Annotated in this window: 8 protein-coding genes; all 8 read right to left on the reverse strand. The window is 36.1% G+C overall.

What is annotated here, in order from left to right:
- Nucleotides 1-132 precede the first annotated feature (132 nt).
- A complete protein-coding gene (locus tag HYN56_RS20100) occupies nt 133-1,719 on the reverse strand; it encodes a SusD/RagB family nutrient-binding outer membrane lipoprotein (RefSeq protein ID WP_109193817.1) in 1,587 nt (528 codons plus the stop codon).
- A 16-nt stretch (nt 1,720-1,735) separates the two neighbouring features.
- On the reverse strand, nt 1,736-4,834 hold the full coding sequence (locus tag HYN56_RS20105) for a SusC/RagA family TonB-linked outer membrane protein (protein ID WP_109193818.1): 3,099 nt from the start codon (nt 4,832-4,834) through the stop codon (nt 1,736-1,738).
- 263 nt (nt 4,835-5,097) lie between these two features.
- The gene (locus HYN56_RS20110) at nt 5,098-7,758 is read right to left on the reverse strand and encodes a glycoside hydrolase family 3 protein (protein ID WP_109193819.1); all 2,661 of its coding nucleotides are present in this window, start codon (nt 7,756-7,758) and stop codon (nt 5,098-5,100) included.
- Nucleotides 7,759-7,770: 12 nt separating this feature from the next.
- Entirely contained in the window at nt 7,771-9,990 is a 2,220-nt protein-coding gene (locus HYN56_RS20115; protein WP_394336249.1) for a GH92 family glycosyl hydrolase, read from the reverse strand.
- Nucleotides 9,991-10,025: 35 nt separating this feature from the next.
- Nucleotides 10,026-11,510 carry an alpha-L-fucosidase gene (locus tag HYN56_RS20120; protein ID WP_109193820.1) on the reverse strand — a complete coding sequence of 495 codons (1,485 nt, stop codon included), beginning with the start codon at nt 11,508-11,510 and terminating at the stop codon, nt 10,026-10,028.
- A gap of 36 nt (nt 11,511-11,546) precedes the next feature.
- A complete protein-coding gene (locus HYN56_RS20125; RefSeq protein WP_109193821.1) occupies nt 11,547-13,397 on the reverse strand; it encodes a glycoside hydrolase family 35 protein in 1,851 nt (616 codons plus the stop codon).
- A gap of 12 nt (nt 13,398-13,409) precedes the next feature.
- Nucleotides 13,410-15,722, reverse strand: a complete 2,313-nt coding sequence (locus tag HYN56_RS20130; RefSeq protein ID WP_109194884.1) for a glycoside hydrolase family 20 protein — start codon at nt 15,720-15,722, stop codon at nt 13,410-13,412.
- Nucleotides 15,723-15,952: 230 nt separating this feature from the next.
- Nucleotides 15,953-16,978, reverse strand: coding sequence for an isoaspartyl peptidase/L-asparaginase family protein (locus HYN56_RS20135; protein ID WP_109193822.1), 1,026 nt, complete (start codon nt 16,976-16,978; stop codon nt 15,953-15,955).
- Nucleotides 16,979-17,034: the final 56 nt, after the last annotated feature.

A 17,034-nucleotide genomic window follows, 5' to 3' on the forward strand; every position in this document is an offset into this window, starting at 1 on the left:
ATTGGAGTTCATCATCATCGAGTTAATAGAATTTTTATGTCAATTACTGACATCTGGATAAAACAAAAGGAGAGTTACCTCTCCTTTTGCGTTTTAAGTAAGGACTGTGTCGATCTTTACTCACCAAATTAATTATTTTGTGTCCCACCAAAGTCTTGTTCCACCTGAATCAGCACCGCCTAATTTTACGATACCATCTTCAACAGCAGCTTTGTTTGATGAGTACTCATTTGTAGTATAAATAATTCTTTTCATTAAAGATTTACCAACTCCTGCATCCGGATTATCTGTATTTAAAACCGGATAGATTACTTTAGCATCACTTCTACGTAAATCTGCCCAAGCTTCCCAAGATTCAGGGAAAATTGCTAAGTATTTCTGAACTGCAATCTGTGTACGTTGATTAGCAACAGAAGAAGACCAAGCTACAGGCAATTTAACTGGAATATCCTGTAAATCTAAAGTTGGATATAATGTTAAGATGTTTGGCAATGTTGGTAATGTAGAACCATTGATGTAAGCGTTAACTACAGCTGCATCTGTTATATTCCATTGTGCAAGAGATAATCTAATACCTGTTTCATACAAAGTTTTAGCATCGCCACCCATGTTCCATCCATTTAAAGCTCCTTCTGCTCTTGTTAAGTAGTTTTCAGAAGCCATAAAGATTTCAATGTTTTTAGTTTCACTAAGTGTATTATTTGCACCATTTCCTAAAACTTCGTTGTTGAATTTAGAGAATTCAGTAGTTCCAAATTGATCTTCTAAACCTCCAACAGGATTTCCTCTATAAGCTCCAGTTGCAACTGGTGCAAACCATTTTGATAAACGTGGATCCTGGTATCCAACTAAGATACTTTCCATAGAAGCAGTCATTACATAACCCCAGCTGTTTACAATCATGTTTAGGTTGTTTGGAGTAATGTTGCTTGCTTTAAAAAATGCACTCTGATCGTTAGTCTGCATAACTCCTGCAGCTACAGCAGCTTCAGCCTGAGTTTTAGCTTTTCCTGGATCTTTATCAGAAATTCTCATTGCTAAACGCAATCTCATACTGTTACCAAAAATTCTCCATTTGTCAACACTTCCTGCATAAACTCTGTCGTTTGGAGCAAGAGAAGCAACTGTTGCAGTTGAAGAAGCTGTTAATGTAGCATTAGCTTCATCCAACAATTTGAAGAAATCTTCGTAAATAAATTCTACACTATCATAAGCAACGCTTTCTTTACCATTACCTGCCTGAGTGTAAGGAATTGGTCCGTAAGCATCAACCATTTGGTTGTACATGAAAACTTTCCAGATTTTAAGTACAGCTGTAGCTTCTGCATTAGTTTCAGATGCTTTTAAAGCATTTGATAAAGCTGGTACAGCAACTGTATAAAATCTTGTCCATCCTCTACCTTCGTATCCGTTAACGAAAGCATTTCTTTCAGTTCCATATCCACAGTTTAAATAGTGAATAAAAGTTGAAGATAAGATACCTGTAGCAATACCCCAAGTACCCTGATCATCTACACCTGGAGAAGAGTAAGAACCGTTGTGTATACCAGCATACAATGCAGAAGCAAATGCAGGACCAGCCAACGTAGCATCTAACTGATCTTCAGTCAATGAATTAGGATCTTTGTTTATTTCATCAAAGTCACCGGTACAGCTTGATAAAATCGAAACTGCCATCAATGCAACTCCTAATGTTTTTATTTTAAATCTATATTTCATGATATATCTTGTTTAATTAAAATCCAAATTTAACATTTACTCCGTAATCTCTCGTGGAAGGAATGTTGAAAGATTCAATACCTTGTAAGTTACCTGTACCTGCTCCTGCTTCCGGATCAAAGTATTTAGCTTTGTTTAAGAAGAAGAATAAGTTTCTACCTACTAAAGAGAAGTCGATACTTGAGAATCCTGAATTACCTAACATTTTTTTAGGTAAAGAGTATCCTAAAACAAGCTCTCTTAATCTGATGTTTGTAGCATCATAGATGAATGGCTCTGCAACTGGAGTTCTTTGTCCAATAGCTGTCCAGTATTGTTCAGCAGTAATACTTGTAGTATTTTGAACAAATCCTGAAGAAGTTTCAACCCAACCGTCAACAACAATTCCACCTTCTCTTCCTGCTAAAGTAACATCACTTACCCCTAAACCAGCTTGTCTAGCCTGAGTATATGAAATAACTTCACCACCAATTCTGAAATCAACTAAGAAGCTTAAAGAGAAATCTTTGTACTTAAAGTTGTTTTTGAAACCTCCTGTCCAGTCTGGATTGAAGTTACCAGCACGGAAATCAAAACCATTTGTTGCTAAAGGAATACCTGCAGAGTTAACAAGAATCTTCATTTCTCCTGTATTAACATCAAGACCTCTTTGGAAACCTTTAATGTATAAATCACCGTACTCACCACCCTGAACAACTTTACTTCTTACTAAACGTCCTTCACCTAAAACTAATTCATCTCTTCCATCATAAATAGATTTTACTTTTGATTTATAAGAAGCGTAGTTAGCTGTAATGTCCCAAGTAAAGTTTTGTGTTTGAATTGGAGTTGCAGTAAGTGTTACCTCGATACCTTTATTTTGAATATCACCACCATTTACAACAGCTCTTGAATATCCAGAAGACTCAGGAGTATTGATGTAGAAAATTTGGTTTTTAGTTAATGAATTGAAATAAGTGAAATCTAATCCTAAACGGTTGTTGAAGAATCTAATATCAGCACCAAACTCTGTAGAAGAAGAAATTTCCGGTTTTAAGTTTGGATTCGCTTTTGTGCTTTGTCCGTATAACATACCACCATTTCCTCCAATGTAAGAGTATCTTTGTTGTGTTTGGTAAGGATCTGTATCGTTACCAACTTCAGCGTAAGAAGCTCTAACTTTTGCAAAACTGATTGCTTCCGGTAATGTAAACATATCAGAAAGTACAGCAGAAAGACCGAAAGATGGGTAGAAATAATCTGTTGGTAATGTAGAAGACCAGTCATTTCTAGCTGTTACGTCTAAGAATAAATAGTTTCTGAAACCAAGTTGACCAAAACCGTAAACAGAGTTGATTCTTTTTTCTGAAGCTGTAGAGGTAGATGTAACAGTCTGAACGTTACTTAGGGCAAAGAAATTTCTTTTACTTAATACACCACCTGAATTTAAAGCTGAACTATTTTGTTGCAATGCATTCGCACCAGCATTAAGTCCGACAGAAAAATCACCGAATTTTTCATTGTAAGAAAGTAACGCGTCAACGTTTAACTCGCTAACTGTTTCATAAGATTCGCTGTAAGAACCCATGTTGCTGTTAAATGCATTTGTAGCGTATCTGTTTCTTACGTTTTTGTTTGTCATTTGGTCTAAACCAGCTCTACCTTGTAAGCTTAATGTTTTTGTAATCTCATATTTAAGAGACGCTAAACCAATAAATCTGTTTCTTTTGTCTGTACGAGCATCATCTCTTAAAGCAGACCAGAATGGGTTTCCACCAGGAGCTCCTGTTTCGTCAAGGAAGTAGTTTACTTGTCTTTGTCCTGCAGCATCAAAATATTCGAAATTTTTGTAATCGTTATAAGCGATACTACGAGGTAATAAGTAAGCAGATGTACCAATAGATTCCTCACCAGTTCTTAATAAGTTATCGATATCCTGAACGATGTAGTTTGTTTTAACATCTAAAGATAATTTATCAGAAATTTTGCTTGTCAATCTTAAGTTAAGATTGTGTCTGTCCATTGCATTTCCTCCAACAATACCTTCAGCACGTGTGTTAGTATAAGAGAAGTATCCTTGTGCTTTTTCGTTACCAGTTGTTACTGTTAAAGTATTAGCTAAGTTATAACCCGTTTTGTAAAAATCAATTACGTTGTTTGGTTGTGGAGAATAGCTTTGAGTAGCTGGTCCCGCGTAATTTGGGTTACGAACTAACTGCCAGTTAGAAACCTGACTTCCGTCTAATCTGCCTCCCCAGCTTGAAGAAGAGTTTGGAACATAAGTTCCGTTCGTTCCTTGTCCGTACTCGTTTTGTAAGTTCATCAAATTATAAGCAGAAGATGCCATAAAGTTAGATGATAAAGATACAGATGTTTTTCCGGCTTTACCTGATTTAGTTGTAATTACGATTACACCATTTGATGCACGTGATCCATAAAGAGCTGCCGCAGACGGTCCTTTAAGAACAGTCATCGAAGCGATATCTTCCGGGTTAATGTTAGAAATACCATCTGGCTGTGTAGTTCCTCCTGTATCAATATCAGGATTACCTGTTGTGGTACCGTTACTAATTGGCACACCATCTACAACATATAAAGGCTGGTTGTTTCCGTTAAGAGATCTGTTACCTCTTAAAGTAATTCTGGAAGAAGAACCAACACCATTTGAAGTAGTAGAGAAGTTAAGACCAGCAACTTTACCAGAAAGTGAGTTGGCAACGTTTAATGATCTTGCTTCTGATAATTCGTCTACTGAAACGTTTTGTGCAGAATAAGTAATTGCTTTTTTCTCTCTTTTAATACCAAGAGCAGTTACAACTACCTCTCCTAATTGTTGTGTGTCTGCACCTAAAGACACATTAATAGTAGTTTGTGATCCTACAGCAACTTCTTTTGTAGCAGATCCTACATAAGTAAATACTAAAACTGAAGATGAGCTTGGAACACTAATGCTATATTTTCCATCAAAATCTGATGAAGCACTTGTTTTAGTTCCTTTAACAATAATATTTGCTCCAGGAATCGGAATCCCGCTAACAGCATCTGTTATCGTTCCTTTTACTGTAGTCTGTGCTTCCAGGCTTTGGAACCCGAAGATACATATGACGAACAGTAATTTTAGTACGTTTTTAATCATATTAGTTGTTTTTTTAGAGTTAATAACATGTTAAATTTAAGAATACGTTTTGTTAACAATACATAATTTCGACAAATGACAATTTTACAAAGGTGTTGGTGAAACTTTGGTCGAAAATTGAAAGAAAACGTTTTCATTTGTAATCCAACTCTGCCTTATTTTAAAAGCTAAAACTCTATTATTTGAAGAGATTTTGACCTTTTATAATTGTATTCATTTTTTTAAAGCAAAAACGCCGAAAAATATTCGGCGTTTTCAGGTTTTTAGTTCAAAACCTTGAATTTAGTTTTCAATAAATCGGTCGAATTTCCGCCCACCATAACTTCGAAATCTCCAGGCTCTACAACACGCTTCATTTCTCTGTTCCAAAGAGATAGCTCATCCGGAGTAAGTGTAAATTCAACATTTTTTATTTCACCTTTTTTGATATTTAATCTTTTGAATCCTTTTAACGTTTTTTCAGGAGTTGTTGTACTGCTGTAAACATCATTAATGTACAATTGAACCACTTCGTCTCCGTCTCTGTCTCCGACGTTTTTAACATCAACAGAAACCTTTACTTCGCCGTTTGGCTTAATTTCAGTAGTATTCAGTTTTAAATTAGAATATTCAAACTTCGTATAACTCAATCCGTAACCGAATGAATATAAAGGATGTTCGCTTTCTGCAACGTATTTATGGATCGCAGATGGCTTTTGGTTATAATATATAGGTAACTGCCCAACCGATTTTGGAACCGTAATTGGTAATCTTCCGCCTGGATTATAATCTCCAAATAAAACGTCAGCCACTGCTCTTCCACCTAATTCACCTGGAAACCATCCTTCTAAAACTGCCGGAATATTTTCAGCAATCCAGTTGGTAGAAAGTGGACGACCGTTTAATAACACACAAACTACCGGAGTTCCTGTTTTTTGAATTTCTTCAATCAATTGCTGTTGGATTCCGAATAAGTCTAAAGAAGCAACGTCTCTATTTTCTTCTACCAATTCGTTAGATTCTCCTAAAACAACAATCGCAACATCAGCTTTTTTAGCGGCATCTATTGCCGGCTGTAAGTTTACTTTTTCTAAATTCCAACGGAAATGAGCTCTGGCTCCCCAGCCTCCTTCCCACATTTCGATGCGGACTTTATATTTTTTACCTTTTTCGATATTTTTTGGAACCGTCACCATACTTGTTGCTCCTTTTGTCCAGTTGTCGATTACCAATTGGTCATCAATGTACATTCTGATTCCGTCATCAGAACTTAAACCTAACCAACCGTCCAATGCTTGATCCGATTTTAAAAATCCTGTCCATCTGATAGAAAAATCATCTACATTCACACCATCTCCGGGCGCCCAAGGCCAGTCAAACTCTAACTGACTGTCGATACGAGTCAATGCTGGAGTTCCTTCTAATTCTCTATTGTTGAAATATTCTCCTTTTAAACCATTTTGAGATTCGTCTGGAGTAAATAAGTATTTAGATGGGATAATTTGTCCTTTTACAATTAATGGAACACCTTCTTCATAAACTACATTAGCCGTTTTTCCAACCAACTCCTTAACTCCTTCATAAACCGTCATTCCAACGCTGTTTTTCGGAGCATACCCCCCCAATCTTGAAGCATTTGCATTTGGTCCGATAACTGCAATGTTTTTCAAAGATTTACTTAAAGGCAAAGTATTGTTTTCGTTTTTCAATAAAACCATTGATTTTTGAGCTGCTTCCAAAGCAACCGCTTGGTTTTCTTTAGTATGAAAACGCTCTTTAATCAGATTTTTTTCTGTGTACGGATTTTCAAATAATCCTAATAAGAATTTCAAACGTAAAACTCCTCCCGCAGCACGGTCAATATTTTCCTTCGTCAATTTCTTTTCATTTACTAATTCAATAATGGTATTCTGCCAAAATTCATTACTAAAATCATAAAACTGCATATCTACACCAGCAGAAACTGCTTCTCGAATAGCGTCTTTTGGAGAATCAGCTACTTTGTGAGTTGTCTGAATGTATTTAATAGCTCCCAAATCTGAAACTACAATTCCTTTAAATCCCCATTCTTTTCTCAAAACATCCGTCAATAACCAGTGATTTGCAGCACAAGGAATTCCGTCTAACTCAGAATAAGCACACATCGTTCCTAAAGCACCGCCTTTTCTAAAAGCTTTTTCGAAAGATGGTAAATGGTCTTCTCTTGCAGAACGTTCTCCAACCAAAATCGGAGAAGAATTTCCTCCCGCTTGTGGAATACCGTGAACCGCAAAGTGTTTTGGTTCTGCAATAATAGAACGATCTGATTTTAAATCGTCTCCTTGTAATCCTTTAATGAAAGCCAAACCAATTTCGCTGTTCAAAAAAGCATCTTCCCCAAAAGTTTCAGCAACACGTCCCCATCTTGGTTCGCGTCCTAAATCTAAATTTGGTCCAAAACCAAAATGAACTCCATGTGCTCTGGCTTCCATACCAATTACTTTACCCACTTTGTCCATCACAGCAACATCCCAGGTTGCTCCAAGTCCAATGTTCATTGGGAAAGCTGTACTTCCTTCGTCTAAATATCCGTGAAGCATTTCACACATAATCAGCGCCGGAATTCCCCAACGGTTTCCTTTAATTACATTCGTTTGTAAATCATTGATCATTTTCGCTGAACGTGGATACAAATCATGAATTGCTCCAATTCCTAACTTCCCGATTTTTTCTGCCGATTTAGATTTAGCAAAATCTTCTTTATCTTTAAAAAAATCTCCTCTGTACATATCCATCTGACGCACTTTTTCTTCAAGCGTCATACGGCTTAGCAAGTCTTGAACTCTCTCTTCTACTGGTAATTTCGCATCCTGATACGGATACTTTTTCTGGGCGTGGGTTTGGTTTAAAAAACCAACAGCCATTACAAAAATAATGGCCGTTTTCCTCATTTTTAATTGTAACATTGTTGTGTGTGTTTAGTTTTGAATCACTTTAAGTTTAGTTCCATTCACAAAAGCGTCGTGCGAAATAAAAAAAGTATTAAGTGATTTTTCGTTTAGCTCAATCGAATTGATTTTTCCACCATTATTTTCTTGTCTTTCAATGATGATGCTTTCTTTTTTATAATATCTTGGATCTAATTTAATTGTCACTCTATGAAACATTGGCGTTGTAATGGTATAAATTGGATCTCCCGGCGATATTGGATAAATTCCCATCATCGAATACACCAACCAAGCCGACATGGTTCCGGTATCATCATTTCCTGGTAATCCTTTTGGTTCATTTTTGAAATATTCGCGAACCAATTTCTTTACCATATCCTGAGCTTTATATTCTTCTCCTTTTACATAATTGAATAAATATGGATTGGCAATATCTGGTTCGTTTGCCATATCAAACTGTTTGCTATCGAAGATTTTCTGCAATTGTGCCGAAAATGGTATATCACCTCCCATTAATTTCTTCAATCCGACAATGTCGTGAGGAACCATAAAAGCGTATTGCCAAGCATTTCCTTCGATAAAGCCAACATTTTCTTCAAAATTGGCTCCTGAATTTGGATCAAATGGCTCGTACCATTTTCCGTCAGCTGTTCTTGGACGAAGCAGATTTAAGTTTTTATCAAATAATTTTCTGTAGGATAATGAACGTTCTTTAAAACGTTTTACATTGTCTTTGTCACCGAATTCGTTGGCCATAAGCGAAATAGAATAATCTGAAATATTGTATTCCTGAGTTGTAGAAACTGGGCCTTTATTGTCGGTTGTTAAATATCCTTTTTTGATATAATCTTTCAATCCAGGACGAAGCGGATTATTTTCAACATTATCTGCGCCTTTCAACATCGCATAATAGGCCTTATTAACATCATAATCACGAATTCCTCTCATATAAGTATCTGTAATTACAATACTTGCAGGGTCTCCAACCATGGTAAAAGTTTCAGTCGAATTCAATTCCCATTTTGGTAACCAGCCGTTTTCATCGAACATATCCAACATACTTTTTACCATATCCGATTGCTGTTTTGGATAAACCAAAGACATTAAAGGATGGACATTTCTATACGTGTCCCACAAAGAAAATACGGTATAACGAGTATCTTTGGTTTTAGCAATTTTAGTTCTTTTGATTACAGGATATTCTCCGTTAATATCATTTAAAATATTTGGATGAATTAAAGTGTGATACAAAGCCGTGTAGAAAATCGTGTTATCTTCTTTTGTACCGCCTTCAACCAAAATTTTAGAAAGCTCTTCGTTCCATTCGTTATAGGTTTCTTTGTAAATTGCATCAAAAGTTCTGTTGCCTACTTCTTTTGCTAAGTTTTCACGGGCATTTTCGATACTTACGTACGAAATTCCGATCTTCACTTCAACCGTTTCTTGTTTATCGAATTTATAGGTAAAATAACTTCCAATACTATCCCCCACAACGGTTTTGATTGTATTTTCCATCATTCTTGCTTTTCCGTTGTAGCCCATCCATTGTGCTTCGACACCGTTGTATTTCGTAGGTTTTTTCCAAACTCCAAATTTATCGGCAGGTTTAGAAAATTGAGCCACAAAATAAACTGGGTAAGCATCTTCCGGACTGTTGTAACAAAATGAACCAACTGAACGCATTCCTTCAATTTCTGTAGCAGACACGACTTTTATCATCGCGCCTTCTTCATTTGTTAATCCTAAACCAAGATTTAATAAAATATTAGATTGCCCTTTCGGGAAAGTGAATCTGCTAATCCCAACTCGTTTTGAAGCGGTGAATTCGCCTTTTACTTTGTATTTATCGATGTTTACGCTATAATAAGCAGCTTTTGCAACTTCATTTGAATAAGTAGATCCGTATTTTAAATGATCGATTTCTACATTTCCAGTTGTTGGCATCAATAAAATAACACCTAATTCCGGACAGCCAACTCCGCTTAAATTCACCTGACTAAAACCAGTCAAAAATTTGTTTTCATTGACATAAGGATTCGAAAGCCACTGACTGTCTTTTTCCATTGGAGTATTTTTAACTCCCGCCACATTAAACGGACTAATACTTGCCATTCCGCGCGGAGCAATTGGCCCCGGATATGCTGCCCCATAATTGGAAGTTCCAATAAACGGATTGACGAAATCAGCAGGTTCCTGCGCAAAAATTGTAATGCTAAAAAACAGCATGTATAGAATACATGCTGTTTTCATTTTATTTTTAATATTTAAAACCATAGGCTTCATTTTTATCTGTTGATCGCTTCAATTTTTAAAGTCCAAGCTTCTTTTGCAGGAAGATTATTTCTTAAGCTTTCCGGAATAATTACTTTAAATCCGTTTCCTTCTTTTGTCCATTTTAAAGACGTTTTAGAACCTAACAATGTAATTTTTGTTCCTTTTTTAGGACTGATAGCTTTTACAGTAACTTCAGCAGGAATTTTATCTTCTCCTTCTTTAGCTAAATAAAATGCAAATACGTTACCTCCTTTATTTTGTGTGAAACAAACATTTTCCTCTTTGTAAGGCTCGATTGGTTTTGTATTGTAAATTGCCGTGCTGTTTACTTTCATCCAATCTCCGTAAGCTTGTAATAAATCGTAAGCACCTTTATCCCATTCTCCTTCCGGACTTGGAGCAACGTTTAATAATAAGTTTCCGCCTTTTGCTACAATATCAATCAACAAATGAATTCCTTGTCTCCCTGTCATGTATTGAGCACCTGGAGAATAAGACCATCCACCACCAGCTGGAATACAAGATTCCCAAGGATAAGGCAAAGTTTTAGCAGGAACACGTCCTTCCGGAGTTAAGTAGTTTTGGTTTTTACCATGAACCGCTCTGTCAACCACAATCAAACCTGGTTGTTTTTGACGTGCTTTTACAACCAATTCATCCATTTTCGGATCTTGATCTACCACTCTGTGTTTGATGAAACCGTTTTTAGATTCGTTTTCAGTAAATTTCTCGTCGTAGTTTTCTTTGATGTTTACCTGGTCTCTTTTTCTAACCCATCCTCCATCTAACCATAAGATATCTACTTTTCCGTAGTTAGAAAGAATTTCTAAGATTTGGTTGTGCGTGAAATCAACATATTTCTGCCATTTTTCAGGGTATAAAGACGGATCGTAATTTACGTTTCTATCGAATGGTGGAAAATAAGGATCCCAGTAGTTTTCGTTATGCCAGTCTGGTTTAGAGAAATAAGCTCCAGTTGAAATTCCTTCTCCTCTAAAAGAGTTAAAAATTTCTTTTAAAACGTCAGCTTTTGGATTAGTATGAAAAGGAACGTCTTTACTCGTAATTTTATAATCAGAGTATTTAGTATCATACATATTGAATCCGTCATGGTGTTTGGTGGTAAAAACCATGTATTTCATTCCTGCATATTTCGCAGCTTTTGCCCATTTTGCAGGATCAAATTTTACAGGATTAAATGTTTTTCTTAAACCTTCGTAATCTTTAATATAATCATTATAATTAGATGGATTACTTCCTTTTTTACGTTCACACCATCCATAATCTTCAGGACAGATAGACCAGGATTCTACAATTCCCCATTGGCTGTAAGTTCCCCAGTGCATTAGCAAACCAAATTTTTTGCCTTGCCATTCGTCTAAGTTTTTTAATACTGCCGGGTCTGTCTCTGGTACGTATCTTTCATCTTCATAAATGGCCTGAGAGAACATTTGTACTGAAAATAAAAGGGCGATCATGAATATTCCTTTTTTCATCTTTACTCTAATTTATAATTTATTATTCTTTGTTTTTTAGTTTAGTTTATCCAATATCGGTTGATCTGTAAAAATTAATTCTGTCTGAGCATTTTCATTAAGCTGCTCCAATATAACAAAATTGTTTACCCCTTTGTTCAACCAACAGCCTGGCACATATAGCGTTTGTTGTGGTCCTACTTTCCAGTAGCGTCCAAGATTGTGTCCGTTAACAAATACAATTCCCTTTCCCCAATTGGTCATATCAAGAAAAGTATCGGCTGGTTTATCGATGTTTACTGTAGCTTCATATAAAACTGGTCGTCCAGGTTTTACCGTTTCAGTTTTAAGAACTGGAACTTCACTCATCGGCATTTTATACATTTCCCATCCGCCACTAATTTCATATTCATTAATGAATACTGGAGAAATAATTCCTTTCGTATTATGCACTATTTCGGCTCCGTAATTAATACGTCCCATATTTTCAACCAGAATTTCTAAAATACCGTTGAAAGGAATAGTAACTGTCAACTCGTAATTTTTGAAAACTCTATTCAATTCCCCAACCTTAGCTCCATTTACATAAACTGTAGCAAAGTCTCTCAATCCTTGTATTTTTAGTTTACCGTTAATTGGCTGCGTAAAACGTTTGCGATATAAAACATAACCATGTCCCTGACCTAACTTTTCAAATGTTAATGGCTGGTCATTTACAACCGCTTTTTCTTTTTTGATCCAGCTTAAAACATCCATACTGGCTTGAACAGGCTGATTAGGGTATTTTACAACTGGTATTTTCTCTGGAATCGGCGCTAATTTCGTTTTAGAATACTTTTGCATTACGTCACGAATAGCCATGAATTTTGGTGTTGCCCAACCTGCTTCGCTAATAGGCGCATCATAATCATAACTCGTAATATCCGGCTGAATATCACTTTCTTCATTATAATTTGCTCCAGAAGTAAATCCAAAATTAGTACCACCGTGTACCATATAATAATTAAAAGAAACACCTGCGTCTAGGTACTTTTTAGTCTGACTTGCAATCTCCTCAGATCCAATTTTAATAAATGGTTCTGCCCAATGATCCAACCAACCAGAATAAAACTCTGCCACCATATAAGGTCCTTGTCCTTTATGGAATTTATCAACCTGCTTTTTTAAGTTTTCTATATTTGATTCTCCATTTGCGGTTGGCAATACGCCTTCAACAGCACCTCCTTCAAACAGCCAAGTTCCGTCAGAAGTAAAAAAAGGCTCTGGAAACCCAGTTTCTTTAAGCATATTGTAAATGGCTGTTTTGTATGCTTTATGATCTTCAGCTCTAATATCCGTTCTTTGAGAAACATACGAACCAAATTCATTTTCAGCCTGAACCATAATAATTGGACCTCCCTGATTTGCAAAATTTCCTTTTACCACTGCATACAACTGTTGCAGATACGTTTTACAAGCTTCCAAAAAGGCTTTGTTATTGGTACGAATTACCAAATCTTTATTATTTTGCAACCACCAAGGATATCCTCCAAATTCCCATTCACCACAGGCATATGGTCCTGGTCTAAGAATTACATATAATCCTTCACTTTTAGCAATACGTAAAAACTCAGCTAAATCTCTATTTCCTGTTTTAAAATCCCATACACCTGGCTCAATTTCATGATAATTCCAAAACACATATGTTGCCACGGTATTCAATCCCATAGCTTTAAGCATTTGCAGTCTATGTCTCCAATATTCTTTAGGAATACGCTCATAGTGCATTTCGCCTGAATGTATTTTTATAGTTTTCCCATCTTTTTGAAATTCTCCATTAGCTATAGAAAATCCTTTTGTTTGAGCGTTTGTAAAAAACGGCATCAAGCAAATCAATAATACTCCGAGCTTAAATAATATCTTATTCATTTTTTAAAATATTTAATTCACCAAAATCTCATCCACAAATAACCAAGAACTTTCTCCTTTTGGACTTTTCTTTAAGTTGCCTCCTATTACTTTCACAAAACGTGCATTTTGTTTTTGGAAATTAATTTTAAAATCCTTCAATTCCGGAACTGGATTTACCGCATATGGACGCATTACTTTTCCAACTTGCGTGTATTTAATTCCATCATTAGAAATTAAAACTTTCACCTGAATTGGGAAATTAACTCCTGCTCCCTGACTTTCTAAAGTTCCCACAATTACTTGTTCTATGCTTTCTACTTTTCCAAGATCGATTACCAATTCCATATCATTAACTAACCAAGCCTGCCATTGTCCGTCATGGAAATTCTTACTTCCTCTGATTGAATTAACCATTGTATTGGCATCTCCTTTATAACTCTGATTAAATGGAGTTAAATATTTTACTTTCTGAGCAAATGCTTTATGGAAAACTATAGTATCTGTGAATGTTTTTCCAACTGGTTTTTCATCCTGAAATAAAGAAGCTTTTAAAACCGTTGTTTCTTTGATTTCGATTGGAGTTGTATATTTTATTGCGTGATGATCAATGTTCTGATTTCCTAAAACATAACGAATATCTGGATTTGGGAACTCATTTTTCAACTCCACTTTGACTTGTTTATTTCCCAAATCAGCTATTGAAGAAGCCGTTACCAAATAAGCACTTTTCGCATAATTTAATCCCTGATAATCGTAACGTTTAAACATTGAAAACAATCTTGATGTAAAATCGTTCCAGTTACGCTTTTCTTTCGGACTCCACAATGTTTCTGATAAAGCTGCCAATCTTGGGAAAATCATGTATTCAGAATCTTTCGGACCTTTAATATGTTCTGCCCATAAATTAGCTTGACCTCCTAAAACATGTGATGCTTCCTGAGGTGTCATTGTTGCAACTACTGGATCAAATTTATAGACTTCACTTAACGGATTATATGCATCAAAAGCTAAAGGTTCTTCATTTTGAGGTCCTTGGTAAAAATTGAAATAACAAGGTGTTTCTGGTGTCATAATTACGTCATGACCTTGATCTGCAGCTTCAGTTCCGCCTTTTGTTCCTCTCCAGCTCATTACTGTTGCATCTGGAGCTAGACCACCTTCTAAGATTTCATCCCATCCAATTACTTTTTTACCTTTAGAATTGATGTATTTCTCCATGCGTTTTACAAAATAACTTTGCAATTCTTCAACGCTTTTTAAACGTTCATCTTTAATTCTTTTCTGGCAATGCGGACATTTTGCCCAATTGGTTTTAGTAGCTTCATCACCTCCAATATGAATATATTTTGATGGAAAAATGGTGATTACTTCATCGATTACATTTTGCAAAAATTCAAAAGTCGTTTCTTTTCCTGCACAGTAAATATCTGTCAAAGGCCAAACTCCTCCAGAAGGAACCCCAATTCTCTGATCAAAACAAGCCAATTCCGGATAAGAAGCAATGGCACTGCTCACGTGCGCCGGCATTTCGATTTCCGGAATTACTTCAATTCCTTTTGTTGCGGCATATTTTACAATTTCTTTTAATTCTTCTTGCGTGAAAAATCCGCCGTAAGTTCCTTTTTGATCAGCTGTAACAGCAAGTCTCGCGTTCCAGGATAAATTTTCCTGATCTACTCTCCATGCACCAACTTCTGTCAGTTTTGGATATTTTTTGATTTCAATTCTCCAGCCTTGATCGTCCACTAAGTGCATGTGCAAAACATTCATTTTGTGCGCAGCCAAACGATCGATTGTCGCTAAAACATAATTTTTATCAAAGAAATGGCGAGATAAATCTAACATTAAACCTCTCCATTTAAAACGAGGTTCATCATTAATAGTCAAACTTGGAATTTCCCATTTTGCAGAAGTAATCGCAAACTGACTTTCGATTGCTTCAGGAAGTAATTGTCTGATGCTTTCTAAAGCGTACAGAAAACCATTATTCCCTTTTGCAGAAATAACAATATTCGTTGGATTTACATCTAAAACATAAGCTTCATTTTTTAAATTCGGATCTGTTTTCAATAAAACATAATTACTCGCAGGAGCTTTTGTAGTTACTTCTGGTTTCCATCCTGCAGCAGTCCCAAATTTTGAAGCCAATGCATTTGCAGCATCTTTTTGGAAATCACCGTTTACCACAAACTTTGTATCTTTTGTAAATTCAAAAACGCCTGTTTTAATAAGGGTCTGAGTCGGCTTTGGAATGATGCGAATATCACTTTCCGTGTACACTTTCTGCGCGTTAGCCGAGAAAATTGAAGTGATAATGGTTAATAGGAATAGTAATTTTTTCATTCTTTGTTTTTTGGTTTCTCTGTCTGGTTTGTTGTTAAAACCCAAGAGAGGTGTTTTTTAGTTTTTGTTTGTCATCCTGAGGAACGAAGGATCACACTAGAAATTCCTCAAAGTAACTCCTCAATCTTTGGGAAGCTACTTGTGTGATCCTTCGTTCCTCAGGATGACAAAACTGTGTCGAAAAAACTTTGTCAAAGTTTCAAACTTTGACAAAGTTCTAAACGTAATAATTATTTATCCCAAGACATTTTAAATTTCGCGTCTTCCATTCTGTGACCTTTTGCATCATCAGAAACCGCGTAATTAAATCCTGATCTTAGACTGTAACCTGCATATTCGCCGTTTTTATTTAAAGCAATAAAACCAACTTGCAGATACTCCATATCTTTATGATTTTTGTGTTTGTTGTAAATACGCTCTGTGATTTCCTTGCAAGCATCATAAGGAGATTTTCCCTGACGCATTAATTCGACCACCATCGCGCTTCCTGCAGTTCTTATAACCGCTTCTCCCAATCCTGTTGCTGCTGCGGCACCCACTTCGTTGTCCAAAAAAAGACCCGCGCCGATTATTGGGGAGTCACCGACGCGTCCGTGCATTTTCCAAGCTGCTCCACTTGTCGTACAGCCACCAGAAAGATTGCCCTCTTGGTCTAACATTAGCATACTTATGGTGTCGTGGTTTTCGATGTTAATGACTGGTTTGTATTTTGAATCTTCCAGCCATTTTTTCCAGTCTCTTTCCGATTCTGGCGTTAGTAAGTTTTCTTCTTTAAAACCTTCAGACAAAGCAAACTGCAATGCACCTTGCCCTGCTAACATTACGTGAGGCGTATTTTGCAACACTCTTTTTGCCACAGAAATTGGGTGTTTGATTCCTTGCAGAAAGCAAACAGAACCGCAATTACTGTTATGATCCATAATACAGGCATCAAGAGTTACTTTTCCTTCGCGATCCGGATATCCTCCGTAACCAACACTACGAACGGTCGGATCGGCTTCAGGTATTTTCATTCCGGCTTCGATAGCATCTAAAGCCGATTTTCCTTCTTTTAGATTTTTCCAGGATTCTTTATTTGCAGGTAAACCGTGATTCCATGTCGAAATAATAATTGGTTTTTTCTGCTTTTTTTCTTTTGGTTCTGCCGTTATTTCTTCATTTTCATGATTAGCAGCAAATCCGCTTACGCCCAAAACAGAACTTATCGCCAAGGTGCCTAAAGTCGTTTTCTTAATAAAATTTCTTCTATTTGACATGTCTTTTGGTTTTAATTCAACTTTAAGAAACAAATTATTCTTAATGTTGCTAAATT

It is taken from the genome of Flavobacterium crocinum, assembly GCF_003122385.1.
GTDB lineage: Bacteria > Bacteroidota > Bacteroidia > Flavobacteriales > Flavobacteriaceae > Flavobacterium > Flavobacterium crocinum.

Coding starts and splice junctions, on each gene's coding strand:
- HYN56_RS20100 (WP_109193817.1), bottom strand. CDS start 1,719: ATGAAATATAGATTTAAAATAAAAACATTAGGAGTTGCATTGATGGCA.
- HYN56_RS20105 (WP_109193818.1), bottom strand. CDS start 4,834: ATGATTAAAAACGTACTAAAATTACTGTTCGTCATATGTATCTTCGGG.
- HYN56_RS20110 (WP_109193819.1), bottom strand. CDS start 7,758: ATGTTACAATTAAAAATGAGGAAAACGGCCATTATTTTTGTAATGGCT.
- HYN56_RS20115 (WP_394336249.1), bottom strand. CDS start 9,990: ATGAAAACAGCATGTATTCTATACATGCTGTTTTTTAGCATTACAATT.
- HYN56_RS20120 (WP_109193820.1), bottom strand. CDS start 11,510: ATGAAAAAAGGAATATTCATGATCGCCCTTTTATTTTCAGTACAAATG.
- HYN56_RS20125 (WP_109193821.1), bottom strand. CDS start 13,397: ATGAATAAGATATTATTTAAGCTCGGAGTATTATTGATTTGCTTGATG.
- HYN56_RS20130 (WP_109194884.1), bottom strand. CDS start 15,722: ATGAAAAAATTACTATTCCTATTAACCATTATCACTTCAATTTTCTCG.
- HYN56_RS20135 (WP_109193822.1), bottom strand. CDS start 16,978: ATGTCAAATAGAAGAAATTTTATTAAGAAAACGACTTTAGGCACCTTG.